At 64.5% G+C, this 22553-nt stretch carries 25 protein-coding genes; 10 read left to right on the top strand and 15 right to left on the bottom strand.

Annotation, left to right across the window (positions count from 1 at the left end; translation table 11 throughout):
* Positions 1–72: 72 nt before the first annotated feature.
* The 7 genes from M2375_RS13475 to M2375_RS13445 form a co-directional block, all read right to left on the bottom strand.
* Positions 73–399 (bottom strand): DUF4148 domain-containing protein, encoded by a 327-nt coding sequence (locus tag M2375_RS13475; protein ID WP_259167962.1) that lies wholly within the window; start codon positions 397–399, stop codon positions 73–75.
* A 133-nt stretch (positions 400–532) separates the two neighbouring features.
* On the bottom strand, positions 533–847 hold the full coding sequence (locus tag M2375_RS13470; protein WP_259167960.1) for a hypothetical protein: 315 nt from the start codon (positions 845–847) through the stop codon (positions 533–535).
* A gap of 371 nt (positions 848–1218) precedes the next feature.
* Positions 1219–2019 carry a tRNA-uridine aminocarboxypropyltransferase gene (locus M2375_RS13465; protein ID WP_259167958.1) on the bottom strand — a complete coding sequence of 267 codons (801 nt, stop codon included), beginning with the start codon at positions 2017–2019 and terminating at the stop codon, positions 1219–1221.
* Positions 2020–2074: 55 nt separating this feature from the next.
* Positions 2075–2686 carry a class I SAM-dependent methyltransferase gene (locus tag M2375_RS13460; RefSeq protein ID WP_259167955.1) on the bottom strand — a complete coding sequence of 204 codons (612 nt, stop codon included), beginning with the start codon at positions 2684–2686 and terminating at the stop codon, positions 2075–2077.
* 105 nt (positions 2687–2791) lie between these two features.
* Positions 2792–3136 (bottom strand): hypothetical protein, encoded by a 345-nt coding sequence (locus tag M2375_RS13455; RefSeq protein WP_259167953.1) that lies wholly within the window; start codon positions 3134–3136, stop codon positions 2792–2794.
* A 39-nt stretch (positions 3137–3175) separates the two neighbouring features.
* Positions 3176–3700, bottom strand: a complete 525-nt coding sequence (locus tag M2375_RS13450) for a hypothetical protein (RefSeq protein WP_259167951.1) — start codon at positions 3698–3700, stop codon at positions 3176–3178.
* Between the two features lie 54 nt (positions 3701–3754).
* Positions 3755–6700 (bottom strand): DNA topoisomerase III, encoded by a 2946-nt coding sequence (locus M2375_RS13445; RefSeq protein WP_259167947.1) that lies wholly within the window; start codon positions 6698–6700, stop codon positions 3755–3757.
* A gap of 161 nt (positions 6701–6861) precedes the next feature.
* Here M2375_RS13445 and M2375_RS13440 point away from each other — a divergent pair, with 161 nt between their 5' ends.
* The 3 genes from M2375_RS13440 to M2375_RS13430 are packed head-to-tail and all read left to right on the top strand — an operon-like array spanning position 6862 to position 9255.
* Positions 6862–7566, top strand: coding sequence for an SET domain-containing protein (locus M2375_RS13440; protein WP_259167944.1), 705 nt, complete (start codon positions 6862–6864; stop codon positions 7564–7566).
* Positions 7563–8414 (top strand): biotin--[acetyl-CoA-carboxylase] ligase, encoded by an 852-nt coding sequence (locus tag M2375_RS13435; protein WP_259167942.1) that lies wholly within the window; start codon positions 7563–7565, stop codon positions 8412–8414. The genes M2375_RS13440 and M2375_RS13435 overlap by 4 nt, the downstream gene beginning before the upstream one ends.
* A gap of 19 nt (positions 8415–8433) precedes the next feature.
* Positions 8434–9255, top strand: coding sequence for an SPOR domain-containing protein (locus tag M2375_RS13430; RefSeq protein ID WP_259167940.1), 822 nt, complete (start codon positions 8434–8436; stop codon positions 9253–9255).
* Between the two features lie 12 nt (positions 9256–9267).
* Here M2375_RS13430 and M2375_RS13425 read toward each other — a convergent pair whose 3' ends face one another.
* Entirely contained in the window at positions 9268–10722 is a 1455-nt protein-coding gene (locus M2375_RS13425; protein ID WP_259167939.1) for a sensor histidine kinase, read from the bottom strand.
* Positions 10723–10795: 73 nt separating this feature from the next.
* Complete coding sequence (locus M2375_RS13420) at positions 10796–11482, bottom strand: response regulator transcription factor (RefSeq protein WP_259167937.1); 687 nt, start codon at positions 11480–11482, stop codon at positions 10796–10798.
* A 278-nt stretch (positions 11483–11760) separates the two neighbouring features.
* Here M2375_RS13420 and M2375_RS13415 point away from each other — a divergent pair, with 278 nt between their 5' ends.
* Entirely contained in the window at positions 11761–12705 is a 945-nt protein-coding gene (locus tag M2375_RS13415) for an SdiA-regulated domain-containing protein (RefSeq protein WP_259167935.1), read from the top strand.
* Positions 12706–12732: 27 nt separating this feature from the next.
* On the opposite strand, the gene M2375_RS13410 is transcribed toward M2375_RS13415, so the two are convergent.
* Entirely contained in the window at positions 12733–13221 is a 489-nt protein-coding gene (locus M2375_RS13410; RefSeq protein WP_259167933.1) for a MarR family winged helix-turn-helix transcriptional regulator, read from the bottom strand.
* Positions 13222–13411: 190 nt separating this feature from the next.
* Here M2375_RS13410 and recA point away from each other — a divergent pair, with 190 nt between their 5' ends.
* The 4 genes from recA (at position 13412) to M2375_RS13390 (ending at position 15939) form a co-directional block, all read left to right on the top strand.
* Positions 13412–14488 carry a recombinase RecA gene (recA, locus tag M2375_RS13405; protein ID WP_259167931.1) on the top strand — a complete coding sequence of 359 codons (1077 nt, stop codon included), beginning with the start codon at positions 13412–13414 and terminating at the stop codon, positions 14486–14488.
* 86 nt (positions 14489–14574) lie between these two features.
* A complete protein-coding gene (gene recX, locus M2375_RS13400) occupies positions 14575–15024 on the top strand; it encodes a recombination regulator RecX (protein ID WP_259167928.1) in 450 nt (149 codons plus the stop codon).
* A 76-nt stretch (positions 15025–15100) separates the two neighbouring features.
* Complete coding sequence (locus tag M2375_RS13395; RefSeq protein ID WP_182328106.1) at positions 15101–15352, top strand: VF530 family DNA-binding protein; 252 nt, start codon at positions 15101–15103, stop codon at positions 15350–15352.
* 107 nt (positions 15353–15459) lie between these two features.
* A complete protein-coding gene (locus M2375_RS13390; protein ID WP_259167922.1) occupies positions 15460–15939 on the top strand; it encodes a VOC family protein in 480 nt (159 codons plus the stop codon).
* Between the two features lie 17 nt (positions 15940–15956).
* On the opposite strand, the gene yddG (M2375_RS13385) is transcribed toward M2375_RS13390, so the two are convergent.
* From yddG (M2375_RS13385) to M2375_RS13365, 5 genes are all read right to left on the bottom strand, one after another.
* On the bottom strand, positions 15957–16877 hold the full coding sequence (gene yddG, locus M2375_RS13385; RefSeq protein ID WP_259167919.1) for an aromatic amino acid DMT transporter YddG: 921 nt from the start codon (positions 16875–16877) through the stop codon (positions 15957–15959).
* A 303-nt stretch (positions 16878–17180) separates the two neighbouring features.
* The gene (locus tag M2375_RS13380) at positions 17181–17330 is read right to left on the bottom strand and encodes a hypothetical protein (protein ID WP_259167917.1); all 150 of its coding nucleotides are present in this window, start codon (positions 17328–17330) and stop codon (positions 17181–17183) included.
* 133 nt (positions 17331–17463) lie between these two features.
* Positions 17464–18402 carry an aromatic amino acid DMT transporter YddG gene (yddG, locus tag M2375_RS13375; protein WP_259167915.1) on the bottom strand — a complete coding sequence of 313 codons (939 nt, stop codon included), beginning with the start codon at positions 18400–18402 and terminating at the stop codon, positions 17464–17466.
* Positions 18403–18568: 166 nt separating this feature from the next.
* Positions 18569–19525 (bottom strand): glyoxylate/hydroxypyruvate reductase A, encoded by a 957-nt coding sequence (locus tag M2375_RS13370; RefSeq protein WP_259167914.1) that lies wholly within the window; start codon positions 19523–19525, stop codon positions 18569–18571.
* A gap of 53 nt (positions 19526–19578) precedes the next feature.
* Positions 19579–20424, bottom strand: a complete 846-nt coding sequence (locus M2375_RS13365; RefSeq protein ID WP_259167910.1) for an IclR family transcriptional regulator — start codon at positions 20422–20424, stop codon at positions 19579–19581.
* Between the two features lie 200 nt (positions 20425–20624).
* Here M2375_RS13365 and M2375_RS13360 point away from each other — a divergent pair, with 200 nt between their 5' ends.
* Together M2375_RS13360 and M2375_RS13355 are read left to right on the top strand one after the other, a co-directional pair.
* Positions 20625–21698: an ABC transporter ATP-binding protein gene (locus M2375_RS13360; protein WP_259167908.1), complete on the top strand. Its 1074-nt coding sequence runs from the start codon at positions 20625–20627 to the stop codon at positions 21696–21698.
* Entirely contained in the window at positions 21695–22552 is an 858-nt protein-coding gene (locus M2375_RS13355; RefSeq protein ID WP_133856288.1) for an ABC transporter permease, read from the top strand. Before M2375_RS13360 ends, M2375_RS13355 begins: the two co-directional genes overlap by 4 nt.
* Position 22553 lies beyond the last annotated feature (1 nt).

Genomic DNA, 22553 nt, shown 5'->3' with positions numbered 1-22553 from the left:
CCGCCTGGTTTCTTCAAGTCTTGAAAGCTATGCGCCCGCCGCAGTGGTGCTGCAGGGCGCATGGTTCATCGCTTATTCGCCGAAGGATTCGCCTTCAGGCAAGGTGCCGGCCACCAGTGCTTCATGGGCTTGCTGCTGCACTTGCGCACGGGTCAGGCCAGAGCTGCGGTTTTCTGCGCCGTAGGTGTTGAGGCGGTCGCCGATCACGGCCATGGCGCCGTTGCGCTGGGCTTCGCTCACCTGGGCCTGCACCTCAGCGCGGGTCAGGGTGCTGTGCGAAGCGGGGTAGGCGGGGTAGTCCGAGCCATTGCCCACGGGGGCGGTAGTGGCTGCGCTGGCAGCACCGGCAAACACCAGGCCAGCGGCCATCATCAAAGCAGACATATTGCGTGTAAACATGGTTTCTCTCCACGGACCCGTGCTGCCCGGCAAATCGCTGATGTGCGCGGGGAGAGCGGCGGTGTCCAAAATTGGTTGATCAGGGGGTGCGAGAGCGGCTGGCGCCAGCGCTCGGCTTGTTGAGGCCGCAGGCTTATTCGCCGAAGCTTTCGCCTTCAGGCAAGGTGCCGGCAACGCGGGCGTCATGGGCGGCTTTGACCACTTCGGCGCGCGACAGGCTGCTGCCCTTTTCAAAGGCATTGGCTTGCAGCTGGTCGCCCCTGAATAGCAGGGTGCCGTTCTTTTGCGCATCGATGAATTGGGCCCGCACTTCGGTGCGGCTTACGGCGCTGGTGGCGACGGTATGGGGGGCAATCGACTGGTCGCCTTCAAAGGGATTGGCTTGTGCAACACCGGCACCCAACATCAAAGCAGCGACACCGGCGATCGAGAAAATACGTGCGTTCATTTTTAACTCCTGGAGAACTCCAGCGACTCAACATGAGGGGCTGGTTCGCTCAACGGGTGGTGCAGTGCACCGTGTGTGGTTCTCGTTGATCGATGTAGTTAGTGTATGCAGTGCGGGGTGGCTGATAAATAGCCTAAATCGGAATAGATTGTTCTGAAAAACGGTCTAATGATTTTGGGGATGCGAGATCGTCCCACTGGCGTGTGATCGCGGGCCTATCCGCCGGAGAGGCCGGTGCGTAGGAGAAATCTGGCAAAACGCAGCTGCGGACTTGCCCGCGTGTGTCTTGGTTAACCCTGTCAGGGTAGACGCGAGATATGGCCGGCCATAGCCGGTGGATTCGCTTGCTTTATACGACAGTGACAGCGCTGTCACACAGGGTTTTGCAGGCGTTGGAGCTGCTGGTGCGCAGCGCTGTCCCACTGGGGCGGCAGCTGGTGCTTGGCCTGCAGGTAGTGGTGGGTGTAGATGTCGAGGTAGGTTTCCAAGGTCTGCGCGGCGCGCAGGTCGCCGGCTAGATCGAGGCAAAGTGCGGCCACCTCGGCTGTGCAGAAATGGTCATCGCGTTTGGAGCGCCGCAGCTGGTAGCGCGAGATCTGCTCGGGGCGCAGGCTGAGCACCGGAAAGCGGTCCAGGTAAGGACTTTTGCGGAACATCTTGCGCGCCTCGGGCCAGGTGGCATCGAGCAGGATGAACAGCGGCCTGCGGGCGGGTGCTGTATCTGCGCTGGGCTGTGCCTGTGCCTGGGCCAACTGCTGCACGGCGCGGCCTGGCTCATGCACAAACTCTTGGGGAAACACCACATAGGGCTGCCATTGCGGGTCGGCCAGCAGCGCCTCCAGCGCTGCGTCCACCTCCGTGCGGGACCAGCCAAACGCAAAGGTCTCGGCCACCACATCGGCAATCAGCCAGCCGGTATTGCTGGGCTTGAGCGGCTCGGCATCGTGCATCAACAGGCACATGCCTGCCGTGGTGGCCTGGGTGGGGCGCAGCGCGCACAAACAGTGGCTGGGGCGCAGCCGGCAGCCCTCGCAGCGCTCGCCCTTGGGGCCGCCACGGGCCAGAAAAGGGCGCGTGCTGCGTTGCAGGCGCTCGGCGCGCAGGCGCGAGACGGCATGGGGAGCGAGGGGGCCAGCGGCGCTGGCAGCAGGGGAGGAGGGCTGGGATGACACGGGCGCTATTGTCGTCGCCCCGTGTCGCCAACCCAAGGAGCAGGTTTAACGCCGCTCAGTTCTGCACCGCTTCCAGCGCAAACAGCGGCACCTCGGCGCGCCGGCTCAGCCACACGCCACCCCCCAGTTCGGTAAAGCCCTGGGCCAGGCCCCGGCGGTAAAGCTCGGCGCGGTGGCGGTACAGGCGCGGGTCGGTCAACTCGTCGTCGATGATGTCGCGCTCATAGTCTTCGCGTGCCACGGCTTCCACGTACAGGGCACCCCGGCTCAGCCGCCCCAGATTGGCCAGCGCCCGTTTCAAGTCGGACGGGCTCAGATACGGCAGCACGCCCTGGCAAATCACCAGGTCAAAGGGCTGGCCATCGGCCGGCGCATAGTCCACCACCGAGCCCTGCTCCCAGCCGTAGCGCTGGCACAGGTACTCGCTGTACTCCACCCCGTGGTAGCTGGCTTGCGGAAAGTGCTGCGCAATCGCATCGCGCCACAGGCCAATGCCGCAGCCCACATCCAGCACGCGCTGCACGGGCACGCGCACATACTGCAGATAGCTGCAGACAAAGGCGCCCAGGCGCGCGGCATGGGCGGGGTCCACCACACTGGTTTTCTTGTCGAAATAAAAGCGCTGGTAGTACGCCTCGTCAAACCATTGCTTGTCCGCTGATTGCACGCCTGTCCTTGATCGGTGCCATGCAGCTCGGGTGTGCCTGGCGCAGGCAGTATCGCGCAGATAGCAGGCGCGTGCAGGGCGCTGCGGTATTGGCGGGGCGCGCGTTCAGCGCGGAATGACGGACAGGTTCTCCGGCACGATCTGCTCCTGGCTGCCTGCGGGGCAAGGCGCGTCGGTGTAGATGGTCTGGCCGCCCAGCTGGCATTTGCGCGGGGCGGCTGCTGCCCGGGCCGGGCCCGTGCCACCTTCAGGTGCAGCACGCCGCGCCTGGCTGCGCTGCTGTTCTTCGGCGCTGGGCGGCGGTGGGGCGGATGCCTTGCGCCACAGCGCCGTAGCGGCCTGCTCGGCCTCACCAATGACAGCCGGGCCGCGCCAGGCGTACACGGCCGCAGCGGCCGCAGCCACCAAGGCCAGCCCCATCAGCAGGCGTTGGGCAGGGCGCAGGTACATGGCGATGGCAGCAGGGGGTGGTGCATGGCAGGCACTGTATCAGCCCCCTTGGTAGAAGCGCAAATCCAGGTACAACAGCAAGAACGCCAAGACACTGATGCCCCCATTAAGGCGCCGGGCCAACGGCAGGTAGGCGGCGCTGAAGTACCACTGCCGGTGCGCCGGCAGCTGGCGCAGTATGTGCAAAAGGGTCATCTCCTGCATATTGCTGAAATGCGGCTGGCTGTCTTTTTTGAGCTTTTGGATGATGGAGGCATCCGTCAGCATCACGGCCGACAGCACCGTGGCAATGATGACTGCGCCCAGCAGCCACTGCTGCCAATCGGGCGCCTGGAACCCCAGGCTGAACCAGTGGCTCAGCATCAGCACCGCCAGCACCGCAAACAAGCGGTAGAAGATGGCCTGCCAATGCGCCCGGCTGGGCTCGGCCACACGTCCCTGGCGGCGCGCCTGGCCGTCAATGATGCGGGCCAGCAGCCAGGCCATGCCATGAAAGCTGGCCTCCAGCAGCAGGTACACGCCCAAGGCCAGGGCCAGCAGTTGCAGTGGCTCGCCCTTTTCCATGGTCAGGGCTGCTGGCAGGCCTCAAGGGCGTTGGCGTGGAGGCGCATCAAGGCATCAGCTCACATGCTTGCCAACGATGCCGGCGATCTCGAACATGCTGATCTGGTCCTTGCCAAACAGCGGCTGCAGTTTGGCATCGGCGTTGATGGCGCGCTTGTCCTTGGCGTCTTGCAGGCCGTTGGCCTTGATGTAGTCCCAGAGCTTTTTGATGACCTCGGGGCGCGAGGTGGCTTCGCCACCAATCACGGCGGCCAGCGCGGGGCTCGGGGTCAAGGTGGCTGCCACTTTGCGCGGCGTTTTAGCAGCCGTCTTGGTCGCTGTTTTGGTGGCGGTTTTGGTCGCCGTCTTGGTGGCCTTCACGGCCTTGGCGCCGGTCTTGCTGGCGGTTTTGGTAGCCGTTTTGGTCGCCGTCTTTGTCGCAGCGCCCTTGCGCGGCGGGAACTTGCTGTCGCGCGGTTCGAACTCGAAGTTCACCTTGCCGGCTTCCTTGTCCCAGGCCAGGAAGGCCTTGAAGCTGCGGCGCGTGCGGTTGGAGACAAACTTGTCGAGCAGGTCGGTCTTGCCGGTGGCCAGCAACTTGGCCATTTGCTCGCGCTCAATGGGCTGCTGCAAGATGATCTGGCCGCTCTTGAAATCGCAGCTGGGCGTGGCTTGCTGGGCCGTGGGCACGGCCTTGCTGCAGACATAGTTGGCGCCGTGCTCGAACACGGGCGCGCCGCACTTGGGGCAGGCACCCAGGGTGTTCTGGCTGCCAAAGTCCACCAGCTCGCCCGATTCCTCGTCCGATTTGTTGTCGTCGAACAGGAACTCGAACTTGTAGTTGTTGTTGTCCTCGTCGCGCACGATGGCCACCTCGGCGGCAAAGGGCCAGCCGGCCTTGGAGCGGAAGCCATCGAGCGGGCCGATCTTGCGCTCGCGCAGCAGCTGGTCGGCCTCGCCGGCCTCGAAGGTGCGGCCCGCAGGCGATTTGGTGAACGAGAAGCCGCAGCCCTCACCCGCGCCGCCCACGCCCGTGCAGGTGTAGCGGCGGTAGTTTTCCTTGACCACGCCGCCGCAGTTGGGGCAGGGGGCCGTCAAGGTGGCGTAGTCACCCGGGATGGTGTCGCGGTCGTATTCCTTGGCTTTTTTGACCAGGCGCTCGGTCATGGTCTGGATCTCGGCCATGAAGGCTTCACGCGAGAGCTGGCCCTTTTCCATCTGCGCGAGCTTGTACTCCCACTCGCCAGTCAGGTCGGCGCGCGAGAGTTCTTCCACCTGCAGCCCGCGCAGCAAGGTCATCAGCTGGAAGGCCTTGGCCGTGGGGATCAGCTCGCGGCCTTCGCGCAGCATGTACTTTTCGGTCAACAGGCCTTCGATGATGGCCGCGCGCGTGGCAGGCGTGCCCAGGCCTTTTTCCTGCATGGCTTCGCGCAGCTCTTCGTCGTCGATCTGCTTGCCGGCACTTTCCATCGCGCCCAGCAGGGTCGCTTCCGAGTAGCGGGCGGGTGGCTTGGTCTTCAGGCCCTTGGGGTCCACCGGGTCAGCGGTGGGCTTCTCGCCGGGCTGCACCGGCACCAGGTTCTGGCCCTTGTCGCCTTCCTTGGCGTCTTCCACTTCGTGGGCCGCTTCCTTGCCGTAGATGGCCAGCCAACCGGGCTTGACCAGCACCTTGCCTTCGGTCTTGAAGTGGTGTTGGTCGATCTGGCTGACGCGCGTGGTGACCTGGTGCTCGGCGCTGGGGAAGAACACCGCCATGAAGCGGCGCACCACCAAGGTGTAGAGCTTGTGCTCGGCCTCGCTCAAGGCACCGGGCGCCTGCGTGGTCGGGATGATGGCAAAGTGGTCCGAGACCTTGCTGTTGTCAAAAATGCGCTTGTTGGCGCGGATGTAATTGGAGCCAATGGCCTGCTGCGCAAACGGCGCGAGCTGCTGCATATTGCTGTGGGCCAGCATCTCGAAAGTCTGCTGCGCCACGGGCAGGTAGTCTTCGGGCAGCGCGCGCGAATCGGTACGCGGGTAGGTCAGCGCCTTGTGGCGCTCATACAGGGCCTGGGCCAGGGCCAAGGTGGTCTTGGCCGAGAAGCCGAACTTGCTGTTGGCCTCGCGCTGCAGGCTGGTCAGGTCAAACAGCAGGGGCGATGCCTGGGTGGTGGGCCTGGACTCTTCGGTCACGGTGGCGGCTTTGCCGCGCACGGCGTCAGCAATGGCCTGGGCCTCTTGCTGGCTCCAGACCCGGTCGGCGCGGGCCTCTACGTCCTCGCTTTTCTTCCAGGCCGGGTTGAACCACTTGGCCGGGTAGGCGCCGGCCTGGGCGTTGAACTCGCCGTGGATTTCCCAGTAGTTGCGGCTGACGAACTTGCGGATTTTTTCTTCGCGCTCGACGACCAGCGACAGGGTGGGCGTCTGCACCCGGCCCACGGTGGTGAGGAAGAAGCCACCGTCGCGCGAGTTGAACGCGGTCATCGCCCGCGTGCCGTTGATGCCCACCAGCCAGTCGGCTTCGGAGCGGCTGCGGGCGGCATCGGCCAGGCCCAGCATCTGGTTATCCGAGCGCAGTTTGTTGAAGCCGTCGCGGATGGCTTGGGGCGTCATCGACTGCAGCCACAGGCGCTGGATCGGCTTGCCCAGGCCACCCTTGGCGCCACCGGCGTACTGCTCGATCAGGCGGAAGATCAGCTCGCCCTCGCGGCCCGCGTCACAGGCGTTGATCAGTGCGGTCACGTCTTTGCGCTTGGCCAGCTTGACGACGGCGTTCAGCCGCGTCTTGGTCTTGTCGACCGGCTTCAATTCAAAGTAGGGCGGGATCACCGGCAGATGCGCAAAGCTCCACTTGCCACGCTTGACATCGAATTCTTCGGGCGCCTGGATCTCCACAAGGTGACCCACCGCGCTCGTCACGATGAAGGTATCGGCTTCAAAGTAGTCGTCGTGTTTGGCAAATTGGCCTGCCACCGGCGTCAGCGCACGGACGATGTCTTGTGCAACGGACGGCTTTTCTGCAATGACCAGGGTCTTGGACATGGATTCACTCTCATCAAACTGGGGTCTGCCAGCACGGTAGTTTGCTGGCTCTTTGGGCACGCTCTTACAATGCACGCTTTACGCGCATGTGCGCGGCCGCCTGCATGTACGCATGCGCACATGCGCATGTGCTTATTTTTTAAAGTAGCAGAAAAAATCCCATGCCGAACCATGTTCCCCATTTTTCAACAGGTCGTCGTATCCAGGTACGGCGTTCGGGCGTGCACGGCAGGGGCGTTTTTGCGTTGCAGGATATCGCAGAAGGCGAAGTCATTGTCGAATATGCGGGCAAGGTCATCAGCTACGAAGAAAGCCAGCGCCGCCACCCGCATGACCCGGCGCATCCGAACCACACTTTCTTTTTCCAGATCGATGGCGACCGTGTCATCGACGGCGGCGACGGCGGTAACTCGGCCCGCTGGATCAACCACAGCTGCGAGCCCAACTGCTTTGCCGAAGAGGTGGACGACCGCATCTTTATCAGCGCGCTGCGCAATATCCATGCCGGTGAGGAGCTGGGCTACGACTACGGCCTGATCATCGAAGAGCGCTACACCGCCAAGCTCAAGGCCGACTACGCCTGCCGCTGCGGCGCAGCCGAATGCCGGGGCACGATGCTGGCGCCCAAGCGCGGCTGGAAGCCCAAGGTGCCCGCATCGGATTTGCCCGAGCCGGTGCTGCCCAAAAAGCGCAAGGCCAAGGCGGCTCCCGCCGACAAGGCCGCCAAGGCCGACAAGCCTGCAAAGCCAAAGACCAAGGCGAGCGACCAGGGCCTGGGCAAGGCGGGAAAAGACAAGCAAAAGAGCGACAAAAAAGCCAAGGCCGACAAAAAGAGCAAGGGCCACAAGGCCAAGGCGGGCGCATGAGCGATACACCGCATACCCCCATTCGCTGGCCCGCAGAGGCCATTTGGGAGGCAGTCGAGCCGCTGCTGCCAGGCTTCACCATCGAGGTGCTGCCCAGCATCGATTCCACCAATACCGAGCTGATGCGCCGCGCCCGTGCGGGTCGGCAAGAGCCCATCTTGCTGGTGGCCGAGCAGCAGACGGCAGGGCGCGGCCGCATGGGCAAGCCCTGGCGCAGCGAGGTCGGCGACTCGCTGCTGATGTCGCTGGGCTTGCCGTTGGCGCCGGCCGACTGGTCGGGCCTGTCGCTGGCCGTAGGCCTGTCGGTGGCGCAAAGCCTGCAGCCCCAGCTGCCACTGCCCGCTTCCAGCAGCCCAGCCATTGGCCTCAAATGGCCCAATGACCTCTGGCTCACCGGCGACCACAAGCTCGCCGGCATCCTGGTGGAGACCGCCAGCTTTGTCTCGGCCCGCAGCCATGCGGGCGATGGGCAGCAGCAGGCCGAGCGCTATGTGGTCATCGGCATTGGCATCAATGTGCGCGCACCGGATGCGCAGGGCCTGTCGACCGTGCCCGGCAGCCTGCAGATGCTGGACGGCCGCTGGGATGCGCCCCAGGCCTTGCAGGCCGTGGTGCCGCCGCTGGTGGCCGCCATTGCGGCCTTTGCGCGCCAGGGCTTTGCACCGCTGCAGGCGGCCTATGCTGCCCGCGATGCGCTGGCTGGCCGCGAAGTGGCTTTGAGCGACGGCAGCACTGGCCTGGCCCAGGGCGTGGCCGCCGATGGCGCTTTGCGCGTGCTGACCGCTGCGGGTATGGTCGACGTGACCAGCTCGGAGATCAGCGTGCGGCCCCAGGCCAGCGCTGTTTGAACACACACAGGGAGAGCAGATGATTCGTTTTGCCATCGTGCTGCTGCTGCTGGCCAATGCAGGCTACTACGCGTTCTCGCAAGGCATGCTGCGCAGCCTGGGATGGGCGCCGGACAACCCCTCCGAGCCCGAGCGGGTGCAGCAACAGGTCAAGCCCGATGCGCTGCGCATTCTGAGCGCGCAGGAGGCGAAAGAAGCCAAAGAGGCCAAGGACACGCAACAGCTGCAGGCGCGCAATGCCACCGCCGAGGCCGCATCGCTGCCCGAGCCTGCCCCCGCTGCCGAGCAGCCGGCCGAGACGCCGGCCAAGGCCACAGCCGAGCCGGACAAGTTGGCCGCCAAACCCGCAGACAAGCCCCAGGACAAACCGGCAGACAAACCCGAGAAGCCCGAGAAAAAGGAATGCCTGGTGGCTGGCAGCTTTGATGCCAAGCAGGTCGATGCGCTGCGCCTGCAACTGGCCAAATTGCCCGAGGGCAGCTGGCGGCTGGATTCCAGCACCAGCGCCGGCCGCTGGATGGTCTATGTCGGCAAGTTCAGCAGCCAGGAGGCGCTCGATACGCGCCGCGATGAGCTGCGCGCACTCGATGTCAGCACCGACCGGGCGCGGGTCGCCAGCCTGGAGCCCGGCATCTCTTTGGGGCGCTTTTCCAGCGAAGAGGCGGCCGAGCGCCATCTGGCCGCGATCGGCAAAAAAGGCGTGGGCGGTGCCAAGGTGGTGGTCGAGCGGCCCGAGACCGTCAGCTACAGCCTGCGGCTGCCCAAGCTCGATGCCGCTACCAAAAAGCGCGTGCAAAGCTGGCATGTGATGGACGGCAAGGACCTGCGCAGCTGCTCCTGATCGCAGATCGGATCAGTCGGAGCTGGGGGGTGCCAGCGTGGTGGGAAAGCAGACGCTGAATACCACGCCACGCAGCGGCTGGCGCGGGTGGGCATCGTCCAGCGTGACGCTGGCGCCATGCTGGCGGGCGATCTCCTGCACGATGGGCAGGCCCAGCCCGGAGCCATCCACTTCGCTGCCCAGCACGCGGTAGAACGGCTGGAAGATGCGTTCGCGCTCTTCCTCGGGGATGCCGGGGCCGGAGTTTTCGACCTGCAGCACGATCACATGGCCAAAGCGGTCGGCCATCAGGCGCACATTGATGATGCCCGGCGCACTGGCGCTGGACGGCGTGTAGTTGATGGCGTTGTCCAGCAGGTTGCGCACCAGCTCGCCCAGCAAGGTGGCATTGCCATGGACCCAGACCTCGCGGTCATCGACCTGCATGCCTTCGTAGCCCATGTCGATGTGCTTGGCCAGGGCCCGGTCGATGCCGTCATGCATGGCGTCCAACACGATCTCTGCCAGGTTGCAGGGCGTGCGCTGCAACAGCGCGCTGGGCCCCTCGGCACGGGCCAGCGACAGCAGCTGGTTGACGGTGTGCGTGGCGCGCATGCTCGATCGGCCAATTTGCTGCAGGGACAGCTTGAGGTCGTCCTCCTTGGCGTCGGCGCGCTGGGCCATCTCGGCTTGCATGCGCAGGCCAGCCAGCGGCGTCTTGAGCTGGTGCGCGGCATCGGCCAGAAAGCGCTTTTGGGTGGCCAGCGAGTGGTTGAGGCGCTCCAGCAAACCATTGACGGAGTCCACCAGGGGCACCACTTCCAGTGGCACATCCTTGTGGTGGATGGGCGAGAGGTCCTCGGACTTGCGCGCGCGGATGCGCTCTTCCAACAGGTGCAGCGGCTTGATGCCGCGCGCCAGTGCCAGCCAGACCAGCAGCACCGCCAGCGGCAGGATGACAAACTGCGGCAGCATGACCCCCTTGATGATTTCTGTCGCCAGCACACTGCGCTTTTCGCGGGTCTCTGCCACCTGGATCAGCGCCAGATTGGGCTCGGGCAGGGACAGCTGCACCCAGATCCAGGCAATGCGCACATCCATGCCGCGCAGCTCGCTATCGCGCAACTGCACGATGCCGATGCTGCGCTCCAGGTCCTTGCCTGGCAGCGGCAGCGCCGATTCACCGGCAAGAAATATGCCGGCCGGCGTGGTCACCTGGTAGTAAACGGTGTCAGCGTCGTCGGCGCGCAGGATCTCGCTGGCGGGCTGGGGCAGGTTGAAGTAGGTTTTGCCGCCTTGCACACCGACGAGCTGGGCGAGTGCATGGGCGTTGTACTCGAGCGCGCGGTCAAAGGGCTTGTTGGCCAGGTCCTGGGCCACCAGCCAGGTCAGCGCCAGTGATACGGGCCACAAAAGCAGCAGCGGCGTGAGCATCCAATCGAGGATCTCACCGAACAAAGAACGCTGCTCGCTGCGAAACAGGGCCAAGGCTGTCCTTGCGTGGATGGGGGCCGGGGGCGGTCATCGCCCCACTGCGGCCGGGTGGGTGGCTGGCTGGGGCTCAGTGGGGTGCGGGTGGCTGGATTTTCTCCAGGCAGTAACCCAGGCCGCGCACGGTGGCAATGCGGATGGGGCCCTTTTCTATCTTCTTGCGCAGACGGTGGATGTAGACCTCGATGGCATTGGTGCTGACCTCCTCGCCCCATTCGCACAGGCGCTCGACCAGCTGGTCCTTGCTGACCAGGCGCCCCGAGCGCTGTAGCAGCACCTCCAGCAGGCCCAACTCGCGGGCCGACAGCTCCAGCATGCGGCCATCAAACGTGGCCACGCGCCCGGCCTGGTCGTAGGCCAGCGGGCCGTGTTGGATCAGGCTGGTGCTCATGCCCACGCCCCGGCGGGTGAGGGCTCGCACGCGGGCTTCCAGCTCGGACAGCGCAAAGGGCTTGGCCATGTAGTCGTCGGCACCCAGATCGAGGCCCTGCACGCGGTCGTCCACACTCTCGGCGGCGGTCAGGATCAGCACCGGAATGGCCGAGCCTCGGGCGCGCAGCTTCTTGAGCACCTCCAGGCCATGCATGCGGGGCAGGCCCAGATCCAGGATCAGCAGGTCAAAGGCGTTGTTGGCCATCAAGGCGGCATCGGCTTCGCTGCCGCTGGCGACATGGTCCACCACGGCGCCGGAGTTACGGAGACTGCGCAGCAGGCCATCGGCCAGCACTTGGTCGTCTTCTGCAATCAGTATTCGCATGCGGTCTCCTATCGGTGTTGTAGTCGTGATTTGGATGCTGCCAATGATTCTAGGTCAGCCCATGACCCTGATGGTCGCACTGGGATAGATCCAAGTGATGAAGGGGCGGCGGCAGATACACTTCCTCGAAGTGCCTTGCCGGTTGTTGCAACGATGTAAAGCTTGTGGAGATGTCATCAAGCGTTGGTGTAGCTCACTTACGATGGCGCCTCGTCCTGACCTGGGTATACGGGCAACAGGCCCGCAGTTGGTGGAGATGTTGGAGCAGCAAGGTGGTCATGAAAGCAGGGTCCCCGTTACGGGAGAAATGGCGCGCGTCGCTGCGGCAGCGGCGCCTGGCGGCGATGGTGGTGGTCTTGGCAGTGTTGGCCGCTTTGTATCTGCAATGGCCGCATATCGTGGCACTGCCCTGGCATGCCCATGCCTCGCCCTCCGCAGTCGCGGGGGAGCCTGCGGGGGTATTGCCCCACTACCGGGTCAGCATCGAGGCCAAGCCCGTTGCCGGTATTGCTGACAACCTCTCGGGTTTGACCTTCAGTACCAAGACCCAGACCCTGTTTGCCGTGACCAACCGGCCGCCCCAGATTGCCGAGCTGAGCACCGATGGCCGTTTGCTGCGCCTGGCGCCTTTGCTGGGTGCCGATGACACCGAAGGCATCGCCCATATCGAGGGCGATTGGTTTGCGATTGCCGACGAGCGCAGCAACCGCATCCACTGGGTGGAGTTTGGCCCAGACGTGCGCGAGGTCTCCCTGCAGGGCAGCCCCTACATTCAGCTGGGAGATATCTCCATTAAAAATTTTGCAGTTGAAGGCCTGGGCTGGGACCGCGAACGGCAGCAACTGGTGGCCGTGACCGAGAAATGGCCCATGCAGGTGCTGATGGTGGATGTACCGCTCTCCAAGGCCAAGCCGGGTATGGTTGATGCCAAGGTAAGCGGCTGGGATGTGCGTGCGCTGGAAGGATTGTCCAGCACGGACCTGGCCGCCGTTGAGGTGGATCCGCGCAGCGGCAACCTGCTGCTGCTGGGCGAAGAGTCATCGGTGCTGTACGAGTACAGCCGTGCCGGTGACTTGCTCAGCGTGATGCCGCTGTGGGCCGACATGAGCGGGCTGAAAAACACGATTCCACAGCCCGAAGGGCTGACCATGGACCCGGCCGGCAACATCTATGTGGTGTCCGAGCCCAACCTCTTCTACAAATTCGAACGCAAGCGCAGCTGAGCAAGCCCGAGCCTGAGCGCCACCCGTTCAGCTGTCCGCCCCATACACCTCCAGCCCCAGCTTGACCACGGTGGCGACTTGCTCGCCGACCTCCATGCGGAACTCGGCCTCGGCCTGCGTCACCGCACGCTCAAACGCCTGCAGCCACAGCAGGCCGGTATCGGTAAAGCGCACCGTGCGGGCGCGGGCATCGCGCGGGTCGGGCTCGCGGGTCACCAGGTTCCAGGCCTCGCACTGGTCCACCAGTTGGGCCATGGCCTGCTTGCTCATGCCCGCGCGCGCAGCCAGGTCCACCAGGCGGTCGCCGGCCAGCGACAGGTGCCGGGTGATGTGGATATGCGCGGCGCTGACCTGGTCGCGCTCGGCCAGGTGCGACAGCGCCAGCGGCACGGCCTCATCCTGGGCCATCAGCTGCAGCACCCGGGCATCAAAACGGCGCATCGCGTGGCCCAGCAAGCGGCCCAGATGGGTCAGGCGCCAGCTGTCGTCGGGCAAATGGGGCAGAAGAATGGGCATGGTCAGAGGGGCTCCGGCAGCTGAAAAAGTGCAGAGTCGCTATTGTGCATATAGTCAAGTAAACTGACTAAAAAAATGCTTCTATAAAATATACCCATCCCATAAACTACTGTTCAAGCATCCAGGCTGTATATGCAAACAGTTGGATCTCCAGATCGAAGACATGACCATTAAACGCAAGGAGAAATCCATGAACGCCACCGCCACCAAGCCCGAATCCAACAGCGAAAAAGCCAAGGCCCTGGCCGCCGCACTGGCCCAGATCGAAAAGCAGTTCGGCAAGGGCACCATCATGAAGCTTGGCGAAGGCGAAGCGATCTCGGACATCCAGGTGGTGTCGACCGGCTCGCTGGGCTTGGACATTGCGCTGGGCGTGGGCGGCTTGCCACGCGGCCGGGTCATCGAGATCTACGGCCCTGAATCCTCGGGCAAGACCACCTTGACCCTGCAGGTGATTGCCGAGATGCAAAAGCTCGGCGGCACCTGCGCCTTCATCGATGCGGAACATGCGCTGGACACCAGCTATGCCCAAAAGCTGGGCGTGAACCTGGGCGATATCCTGATCAGCCAGCCCGATACCGGTGAGCAAGCGCTGGAAATCGTCGACAGCTTGGTGCGCTCCGGCGCAGTGGACCTGATCGTCATCGATTCGGTGGCCGCCCTCACCCCCAAGGCCGAAATCGAAGGCGAGATGGGCGACCAACTGCCCGGCCTGCAGGCCCGTCTGATGAGCCAGGCGCTGCGCAAGCTCACCGCCACGATCAAGAAGGCCAATTGCATGGTCATCTTCATCAACCAGATCCGCATGAAGATCGGCGTGATGTTCGGCAGCCCTGAAACCACCACCGGCGGCAATGCGCTGAAGTTCTACGCCTCCGTGCGCCTCGATATTCGCCGCACCGGCACCATCAAGCGCGGCGATGAGGCCATCGGCAACGAGACCAAGGTCAAGGTGGTCAAGAACAAGGTCTCGCCCCCGTTCAAGACCGCCGAGTTCGACATTCTGTTTGGCGAAGGCATCTCGCGTGAAGGCGAAATCCTGGACATGGGCGTCACTGCCCGCATCATCGAGAAAAGCGGCGCCTGGTATGCCTACAACGGCGAGAAGATCGGCCAGGGCCGTGACAACTCGCGGGAGTTCCTGCGTGAGAACCCGGACCTCGCCATCGAGATCGAGAACAAGGTGCGTGAGAGCCTGAACATCAGCCTGCGCCCCGCCGAGGACGGTGTGGTGGAAGGCCCGGCCGCGACCGGCACGGAAGGCTGATCGCCTTTAAGCGCGAGGTCTGAAATAGCTGCTTGTGCACAGACGATGTGCGCAAGCAGCTATTTGTTTTATAGCAATCTGGATCCATGTCGTTTAGCAAACTCTCCCTCAAAGGCCGGGCGCTGCGCTACTTGGCGCAGCGCGAGCATTCGCGCGCCGAGCTGCTGACCAAGCTCGGCCCCCATGTGGAAGAAGGCGAGGACCTGCCTGCCGTGCTCGATGAGCTGGAAGCCAAGGGCTTTATCAGCGCCGAGCGCTTTGTGGACAGCGTGCTCCACACCAAGGCCGCCCGCTACGGTGCCAACCGCGTGCTGCAGGAATTGCGCCACAAAGGGGTGGATGCCGAACTGGTAGCCGATGCCCGCGAGCGCCTGCGCAGCACCGAGCTGCAGCGTGCCCGCGCGGTCTGGCAGCGCCGCTTTGGCACACCGCCCGAGAGCCCACTAGAGCGGGCCAAGCAGATGCGTTTTCTGGCCGGTCGCGGCTTTGGCGGCGATGTCGTGCGCAAAGTGCTGCGCGGCGCGGACGAGGATTAGCCGGCCACAAGTGCCTGCCGCCTGCTGCTAGGAGCCAAAGACCCAGCCCCGCACACTGCGCCCCTGCTGGGCGACAATGGCGCCCATGAGTACTGCCGAACAGCCCAACAACCCCCTCCATGGCCTGACCTTGGAGGGCATCTTGAACGAGCTGGTCGCGTACTTTGGCTGGGAAGAGCTGGGCGAGCGCATTCCGGTGCGTTGCTTTTGCCTGGATCCGAGCATCAACTCCAGCCTGCGGTTTTTGCGCAAAACGCCCTGGGCACGTGAAAAGGTCGAGGGCCTGTACCTGTTCATGCTGCGCGAGAAAAGGCGCAGCGGCGGCTGAGGGCTGTCCGCCAACAGCGGGGCTGCGCACCGCTGTGCAGCGCTGTCCTACCCGCAGGCCCGCTGTCAGGCGCTAGGCTAGTCGTCTGTGCAAGCAGGAGACCGACGATGACCGCGAAAAATACCGTATGCCTGTGGTACCAGGGTGATGCGCTCGATGCCGCGCAGTTCTATGCCCAGACCTTCCCCGACAGCAAGCTGGGCGCCGTGCACCGCGCGCCGGGCGACTACCCCGATGGCAAGCAAGGCGATGTGCTGGTGGTGGAGTTCACTGTGGCGGGCATCGCCTGCATTGGGCTCAACGGCGGGCCCCATTTTCAGCACAACGAATCCTTTTCCTTCCAGATCGCCACCGATGACCAGGCAGAGACCGATCGCCTGTGGAACGCCATCGTCGGCCATGGCGGGCAGGAAAGTGCTTGCGGCTGGTGCAAGGACCGCTGGGGCATATCGTGGCAAATCACGCCCCGCATGCTGACCGCTGCCATGTCCGACCCCGACCGCGCAGCGGCCAAACGGGTGTTCGAGGCCATGATGGGGATGACCAAGATTGATATTGCGGTGCTGGAGGCGGCCCGCAAAGGCTGACCGGGCGGGAGGCGGGGCTATTTGCCCCGGGTGCACCACCAGCAGATCAGCGATCCTGCCGTTACCAACGCCACCCCTTGCCAGAAGCTCCACGATGGCTGGACCTGCAGCCAGACTGTGCCCACCAGCGCGGACAGCACGGGGGTGAAGTAGGAGCCCACGGCCATCACCGTGAGGTTGCCGGCGCGCAAGCCGTGGTCCCAGCAGCTGTAGCCCAGAGCAGTCAGCCCGCTGAGCATGCACAGCTGCAGCAGCGCGGGCAGCGAAAAGTGCATGGCCGACTCATCGCTGAGCGCGTATTTGACCCAGAGCACCGCGCCCACGGCCCAGAGAAAGGCCGGCAGCGCATTGGCACCATGCGCATAGCGCTTGGCCAGGACTGAATAGCAAGGCCAGAGCCAGGCGGCCGAGAACGCCAGGCCATAGGCGAGCGGGTTGCTCAGCACATTGGCCCAGAGGCTGGCGATGGACAGGGCGCTGTCGCCCTTGAGCACCAGCACAATGCCGGCCATGGCCAGCAGCACCCCGGGCACCAGACCTGCGCGAAAGCGCTGCAGCCCAAAGGCGGTGGCCAGCACAATCGTCAGGCTGGGCCAGAGGTAGTTGATCATCCCCAGCTCCAGGGTCTGGCCCCGGTTGCTGGCAAAGCCCAGCGACAGCGACAGCGCTATCTCATAGAGCACAAACAGCAGGCCGCAGCCCCAGAGGTAGGCCGGGTGCATGGCGCGCAGCTGGGCCAGGCGCGGCATGCCAAAGCGCAGAGTTACCAGCAAGGCCCCCAGTGTGAACACCGCAGCGGCCCCGCCAATGGGGCCCAGGTGCTCGGCGACGCTGCGGAACAGGCCCACCGAGGTGGACCAGCACAGCACGGCCGACAGGCCAATCCAGGTGGCCCGTTGCGAAGGGACGGGGGAGGGGGGCATCAGGGAAGAAGACATGGGAAAGGGCAGGGGCAGTAGGCGCGCCCCGCATGCTAGCGAGAAACCGGCAGCCCTGCTGGCGATGCTGCCAGCCTGGCGTGACCCCATGAAGGCGCCGGGGTGCCGCCCTAGACCGCGCTCAGCGAGCGGGCCGGCGCTTAGGGATCCTCTGCATAACCCTCGCCAAGCGGGATGGACGCGGAACGGGATGAGACGCAAGGCGTCTTTTGCAGTCGAGCCGTAGCTATTGACAAGGAAGACAACGCAGCGGATCGCCCGAGCCCGCGTTCAGACCACGGCAGGGAGTTTTGCAGAGTGTCCTTAGGCGATGTGGCTGCCAAACACCAAGGCGGCGGCGATGGTGGCCACCACGGTGAGTACCGCAAACGCGATCAAGCCGCGCAGCTCCAGGCGCTTGTCGGCCTCTTGCTCAGCGGAGGTGGGGATATGGTTGGGGCGGGAATAGTCCATGGGCAGTTCGCAGAGAAGTCTATGGAGAAAGGCAACCCAGCCACTATAGTGCGCCGGGCCGCTTGGGGCACTGCGCGCTACCTAGGTGTTTGCATGTGTATACCAAACCGGCATCCATGCGGCAGCTGCCCCTTTATCCGGCCAGCTTTTTGCCATCGGCCACGGTGGGGCTACGGGTGTACCACCAGCAGACCAAGGATCCCAGCGTGACCAGCAGCACCCCTTGCCAAAAGCTCCACGAAGGCTGCACCTGCAGCCAGACCGTGCCCACCAGTGCCGACAGCACGGGCGTGAAGTACGAGCCCACGGCCATCACCGTCAGGTTGCCAGCGCGCAGGCCATGGTCCCAGCAGCTGTAGCCCAAGGCGGTGAGGCTGCTGAGCAATACCAGCTGCAGCAACGCCGGCGCTGAGAAATGCAAAGGCGGCTCGGGGCTGAGTGCGTACTTGATCCACAGCACGGCGGCCACGGCCCAGAGGAAGGCGGGCAGCGCATTGGCGCCCTGGGTGTAGCGCTTGGAGACCACCGAATAGCAAGGCCAAAGGCAGGCGGCGCACAAGGCCAGCGCATAGGCCAGCGGGTTGCTTTGCACATTGGCCCAGAGGCTGGCCAGCGACAGCGCGTTGTCGCCCTTGACTACCAGCACAATGCCCGCCATCGACAGCAGCACCCCTGGCACCAGGCCGGCGCGAAAGCGCTGCAGGCCCAGCACCGTGGCCATCACCAGGGTCAGGCTGGGCCAGAGGTAGTTGATCATGCCCAGCTCCAGGGTCTGGCCCCGGTGGCTGGCCCAGCCCAGGGACAGCGAGAAGGCCATCTCATTGAGCACAAACAGCAGACCGCAGCCCAGCACATAGGCCGGGTGCATGGCCTTGAGCTGCGCGGCGCGCGGCAGGCCAAAGCGCCAGGTCACCAGCAAGGCGCTGAGCGAGAAGACGCAGGCAGCCCCGCCAATGGCGCCCAGGTGCTCGGCAACGCTGCGGAACAGGCTCACCAGGGCCGACCAGCAGAGCACGGCAGAAAGCCCAATCAGCGTGGCGCGCTGGCTGGGCACAAGAGAAGGGGTGGACATGGAGAGGAGGGGATGCAGACGAGGGCGGCTCGCATCCTAGCGGCTATTGGGCGGCCCTGATGGGGCCAAGGGCTTGGCATCGCAAAACACTCGGATATGGCGCAGGCTGCGGCCTTGCAGCGGCCCGGCGTTCGGCAGCTTGGCCGTCCCCATTTACCTGCTTGGATCAGTAGCCGCGCACCCGGTCAAAGCAGTTGTCCAGCGCCTGCCCGGCCTGCCACTGCGCCATCGACAGGGCCACCTGGCGTGCCTTGGCGCGGCGGCTGGCGCTGGCGGCGATGTGGGGCGTGAGGATGACGCGCGGGTGCGTCCACAGCGGCGAATCGGCCGGCAAGGGCTCGGGCTCGGTCACATCCAAGAGCGCGCCGCCCAGCTGCCCGCTGTCCAGCGCTGCGACCAGATCGGTGCTGTTCAGCTGGCTGCCCCGGCCGGCGTTGACCAGCTGGGCACCGGCTGGCAGCTGGGCAAACAGTGCGGCATTCAGAATGCCCCGCGTCGACGGCGTATCGGGCAACAGGCAGATGAGCACCTGGCTGCTGCGCAAAAACGTGGGTAGCTCGGCCTGGCCGCAGTAGCTGGTCACCCCGTCGATCTGCTTGCGCGTTTGTGACCAGCCCTGCACCTTGTAGCCCACGGCGCGCAGCATCTGCGCGGCAGCGGCTCCCAAGGTGCCCAGGCCCAGAATGCCCACGCGCAGCTCGCTGGCCACAAACGGCGGGTTGAACTCGATCCACTGCTGCTGGCGGTGCTGGGCCAGGGCGCGGGGTATGTTTTTCTGCAGCATCAAGGTGGCCATCAGGCAGAACTCTGCCATGCGTTGCTGGGTTTCGCCCGTCACCATACGCACGATGGGCGTGTGCGCGGGCAACTGGCTGTCGGCCAGGATATGGTCCACGCCTGCAGCCGAGCTGAAGATGGCCTTGAGCTGCGGAAAGCGCGCCAGCCCGCCCGTGTCGGGCTCCCAGACCATCGCAAAGTCCACCAGGCTGCTGTCTGCGGGCGGCGTGTGCCAGTCATGCACGACCACATGGGGTGCGAACTCGGCAAACAAAGCCGTCCATTCCGGGATCGCAGCGCTGCCGCCGCTTTTGATGATGAGGTGCAAAGGGGTGCTGGAGGCCATGGCGGGGGGCGGTAGCGCTAGAAAGGTGGGAAGGCGGAAGAAAGGCGAACGGATTACATCGAGCGGGTGCGGTCCCCGGTGGAGAGCGCATGCATGGGGTGGCGCAAGGTCGGGTCAAAGGGGTTGACCTGCGCGCTCAGCGCGCGTGCCTCGCGCAGCAGCATGTCGCGCACGATGGGCAGGCGCTCATCGCTCAGGCGCGCGGTGTGCGTGCCGATCGACAGGGCGGCGACCACCTGTCCGCTGCGGTCAAACACCGGCACGGCCAGGCCGGCCATGCCTTCGAGCAGGCCGGAGTTCTTGGCGGTATAGCCCTGGCGGTGGGCCTTGTCGATTTCGGTGCGCATGTACACCTCGTCATAGACGTTGTAGTGCTGCATGCGCGGCAGGTTAAAGCGCAGCACTTCTTCGCGCTCGGCCTCGGGCAGGTTGGCCAAAATCACCAGCGAGCCCTGGCCCACGCCCAGCGCAACGCGCCCGCCGATATCGCCGGTAAAGGTGCGGATGGGGAACTGGCCCTCGATACGGTCCAGACAGACCGCATCAAATCCCGAGCGCACCATCAGGATCACCGTGTCATTGAGGCTGGCGCACAGGCGCAGCAGCACCGGGCGTGCCAGGCTGCGCAGATCGCTCACCGCGCCGGCCTGGGCCGCCAGCGAGAACAAATCCAGGCTCAGCCGGTAGAGCTTGTGCACCTGGTCCTGCTCCACCATGCCTTCCTGGATCAGGCCCTGCAGCAGCCGGTGCGTAGTGGCCTGGGTCAGGCCGATCTCTTTGGCCAGGTGGGTTACGCGCACGCCCTCGGTCTGGTGCGCAGCGAGCGCGCGCATTACCAAAAAGCTGCGGTGCAAGGTGCCGCGCTGGTGGCTGGCGTCGTCCGGGGTGTCGGTAGTCATAGCTTGGCGGAATAAATTTGCATTGAATTCGATTTTTATTCCATTTACCGGAATAAATCAAATTTATCTTCCATTATCAGTGTTTGTACCGTGTATGGATTCAAACCACATTCCGAAAATAGACAAATAGTTGCAAGTGTCGCCCATCCCGGCGCCATGGCTGACGGGCCCCGCAACCACGTGCCACCGAGGTGATTTCCATGAGTTTTCTGCGTCTCCACAACGTCTCCAAACAGTACGGCCCCAACCGGGTCGTCAGCCAGTTCAACCTGGAAGTGCAAAAGGGCGAGTTCGTCTCCTTACTCGGCCCCTCGGGCTGCGGCAAGACCACCAGCTTGCAGATGATTGCCGGCTTTGTGGATGTGACCGATGGCCGCATTGAGCTGGACGGCAAGGACATCACCCACGCCAAGGCCAATGCGCGGGGGCTGGGCATCGTGTTCCAGACCTATGCGCTGTTTCCGCACATGACGGTGCGCGAGAACGTGGAGTTTGGCCTGGAGATGCGCAAAGTGGCGCAGCCCGAGCGCAGCGAGCGTGCCAGCGAGGCGCTGGCCCTGGTGCACCTGGGCCCCTACGCCGACCGCTACCCGCGTGAGCTGTCCGGTGGCCAGCGCCAGCGCGTGGCCCTGGCCCGGGCGCTGGTCATCAAGCCGCCGGTGCTGCTGCTCGACGAGCCGCTGTCCAACCTGGATGCCAAACTGCGCGAAGAGATGCAGTTCGAGCTGCGCGAGATCCAGCGCAAGGTGGGCACGACCACCATCATGGTCACCCATGACCAGAGCGAAGCCATGTCGATCAGCGACAGGGTGGTGGTGATGGAGGCCGGCCGTATCACCCAGGTGGACACGCCGCACACGGTGTACGAGCACCCGCACAATGCCTTTATCTCCACCTTCGTCGGCAAGGCCAACCTGCTGCAGGCCACCGTGCATGCCCAGGGCGACCAATGGCTGGCCCATGTGGGCGATGTGCAGATGGCGGTGCAGGATGTGCCAGCCGCAGCGGCCAGCCACGGCACGCGCTTGCTGCTGGGCCTGCGGCCCGAGAAAATCCAGCTGTCAGCCACCTCGGCCGGCCGCACCCAGGGCACCGTGCGCGAGCGCTTCTTCCTGGGCAACCTCTGGCTCTACACGGTGGAATGCCCGCTGGGCAGCATCACCGTGACGGCGGCCAACGATGGCGAGGCGCCCCACCAGGTGGGCAGCCAGGTGGGTATCGACTGGTCCGACCGCAATGTGCGCCTGATCGCCGGTGACGGGGTGGCCGCATGAGCGAGCGCCGCACCTGGGCCCCCTGGGCCATGAGCGCTCCGGCGCTGCTGCTGTTTGCGGTGATGCTGGCCGTGCCGCTGCTGCTGACCACCATCCTGTCCTTCAATGCCTACAACGTGGACACCGGTCCGGTCGCCGGCAGCTTCACGATTGAGCACTATGTGCACATCGTCACCGACAGCTACTACTACGAGATCTTCTGGCGCACCTTGTGGATCTCGGGCCTGGTCACCCTGATCTGCATCGCCATCGGCGCGCCCGAGGCCTACATCCTGAGCAAGATGCGCGCGCCCTGGCGCTCCATCTTCTTGCTGATCATCCTGGCGCCGCTGCTGATTTCGGTGGTGGTGCGGGCCTTTGGCTGGAGCATGCTGCTGGGCCCCGAGGGCCTGATCAACGATATCTTCCGCCTGGTGGGCATCGGCCCGGTCAAGCTGCTCTACAACGAGACGGCCATCGTCATTGCACTGGTGCATGTGATGCTGCCCTTCATGGTGATCCCCGTCTGGACCTCGCTGCAAAAGCTCGACCCTTCGGTTGAGAGCGCCTCGCTGTCGCTGGGTGCCTCGCACTTCACCACCTTGCGCCGCGTGGTGTTTCCCCAGGTGCTGCCCGGCATTCTCTCGGGCAGCCTGATCGTGTTTGGCCTGGCGGCCAGCTCGTTTGCGATTCCCGGCCTGCTGGGCGGTCGCCGGGTCAAGATGGTTGCCACCCTGATCTATGACGAGTACCTGCACGAGCTGAACTGGCCGTTGGGCGCTGCCATTGCCTTTGTGCTGCTGGCCGCCAACCTGGTGATCATGCTGGGCTGGAACCGCATGGTTGAAGGCCGCTACAAGAAGACCCTGGGCTGAG

Origin of the sequence: Comamonas sp. BIGb0152 (assembly GCF_024809975.1) — a bacterium.
Lineage (GTDB): Bacteria > Pseudomonadota > Gammaproteobacteria > Burkholderiales > Burkholderiaceae_C > Comamonas.
Note: the sequence above shows the minus strand (reverse complement) of the source record. Positions and strands in the feature narration are given on the sequence as shown.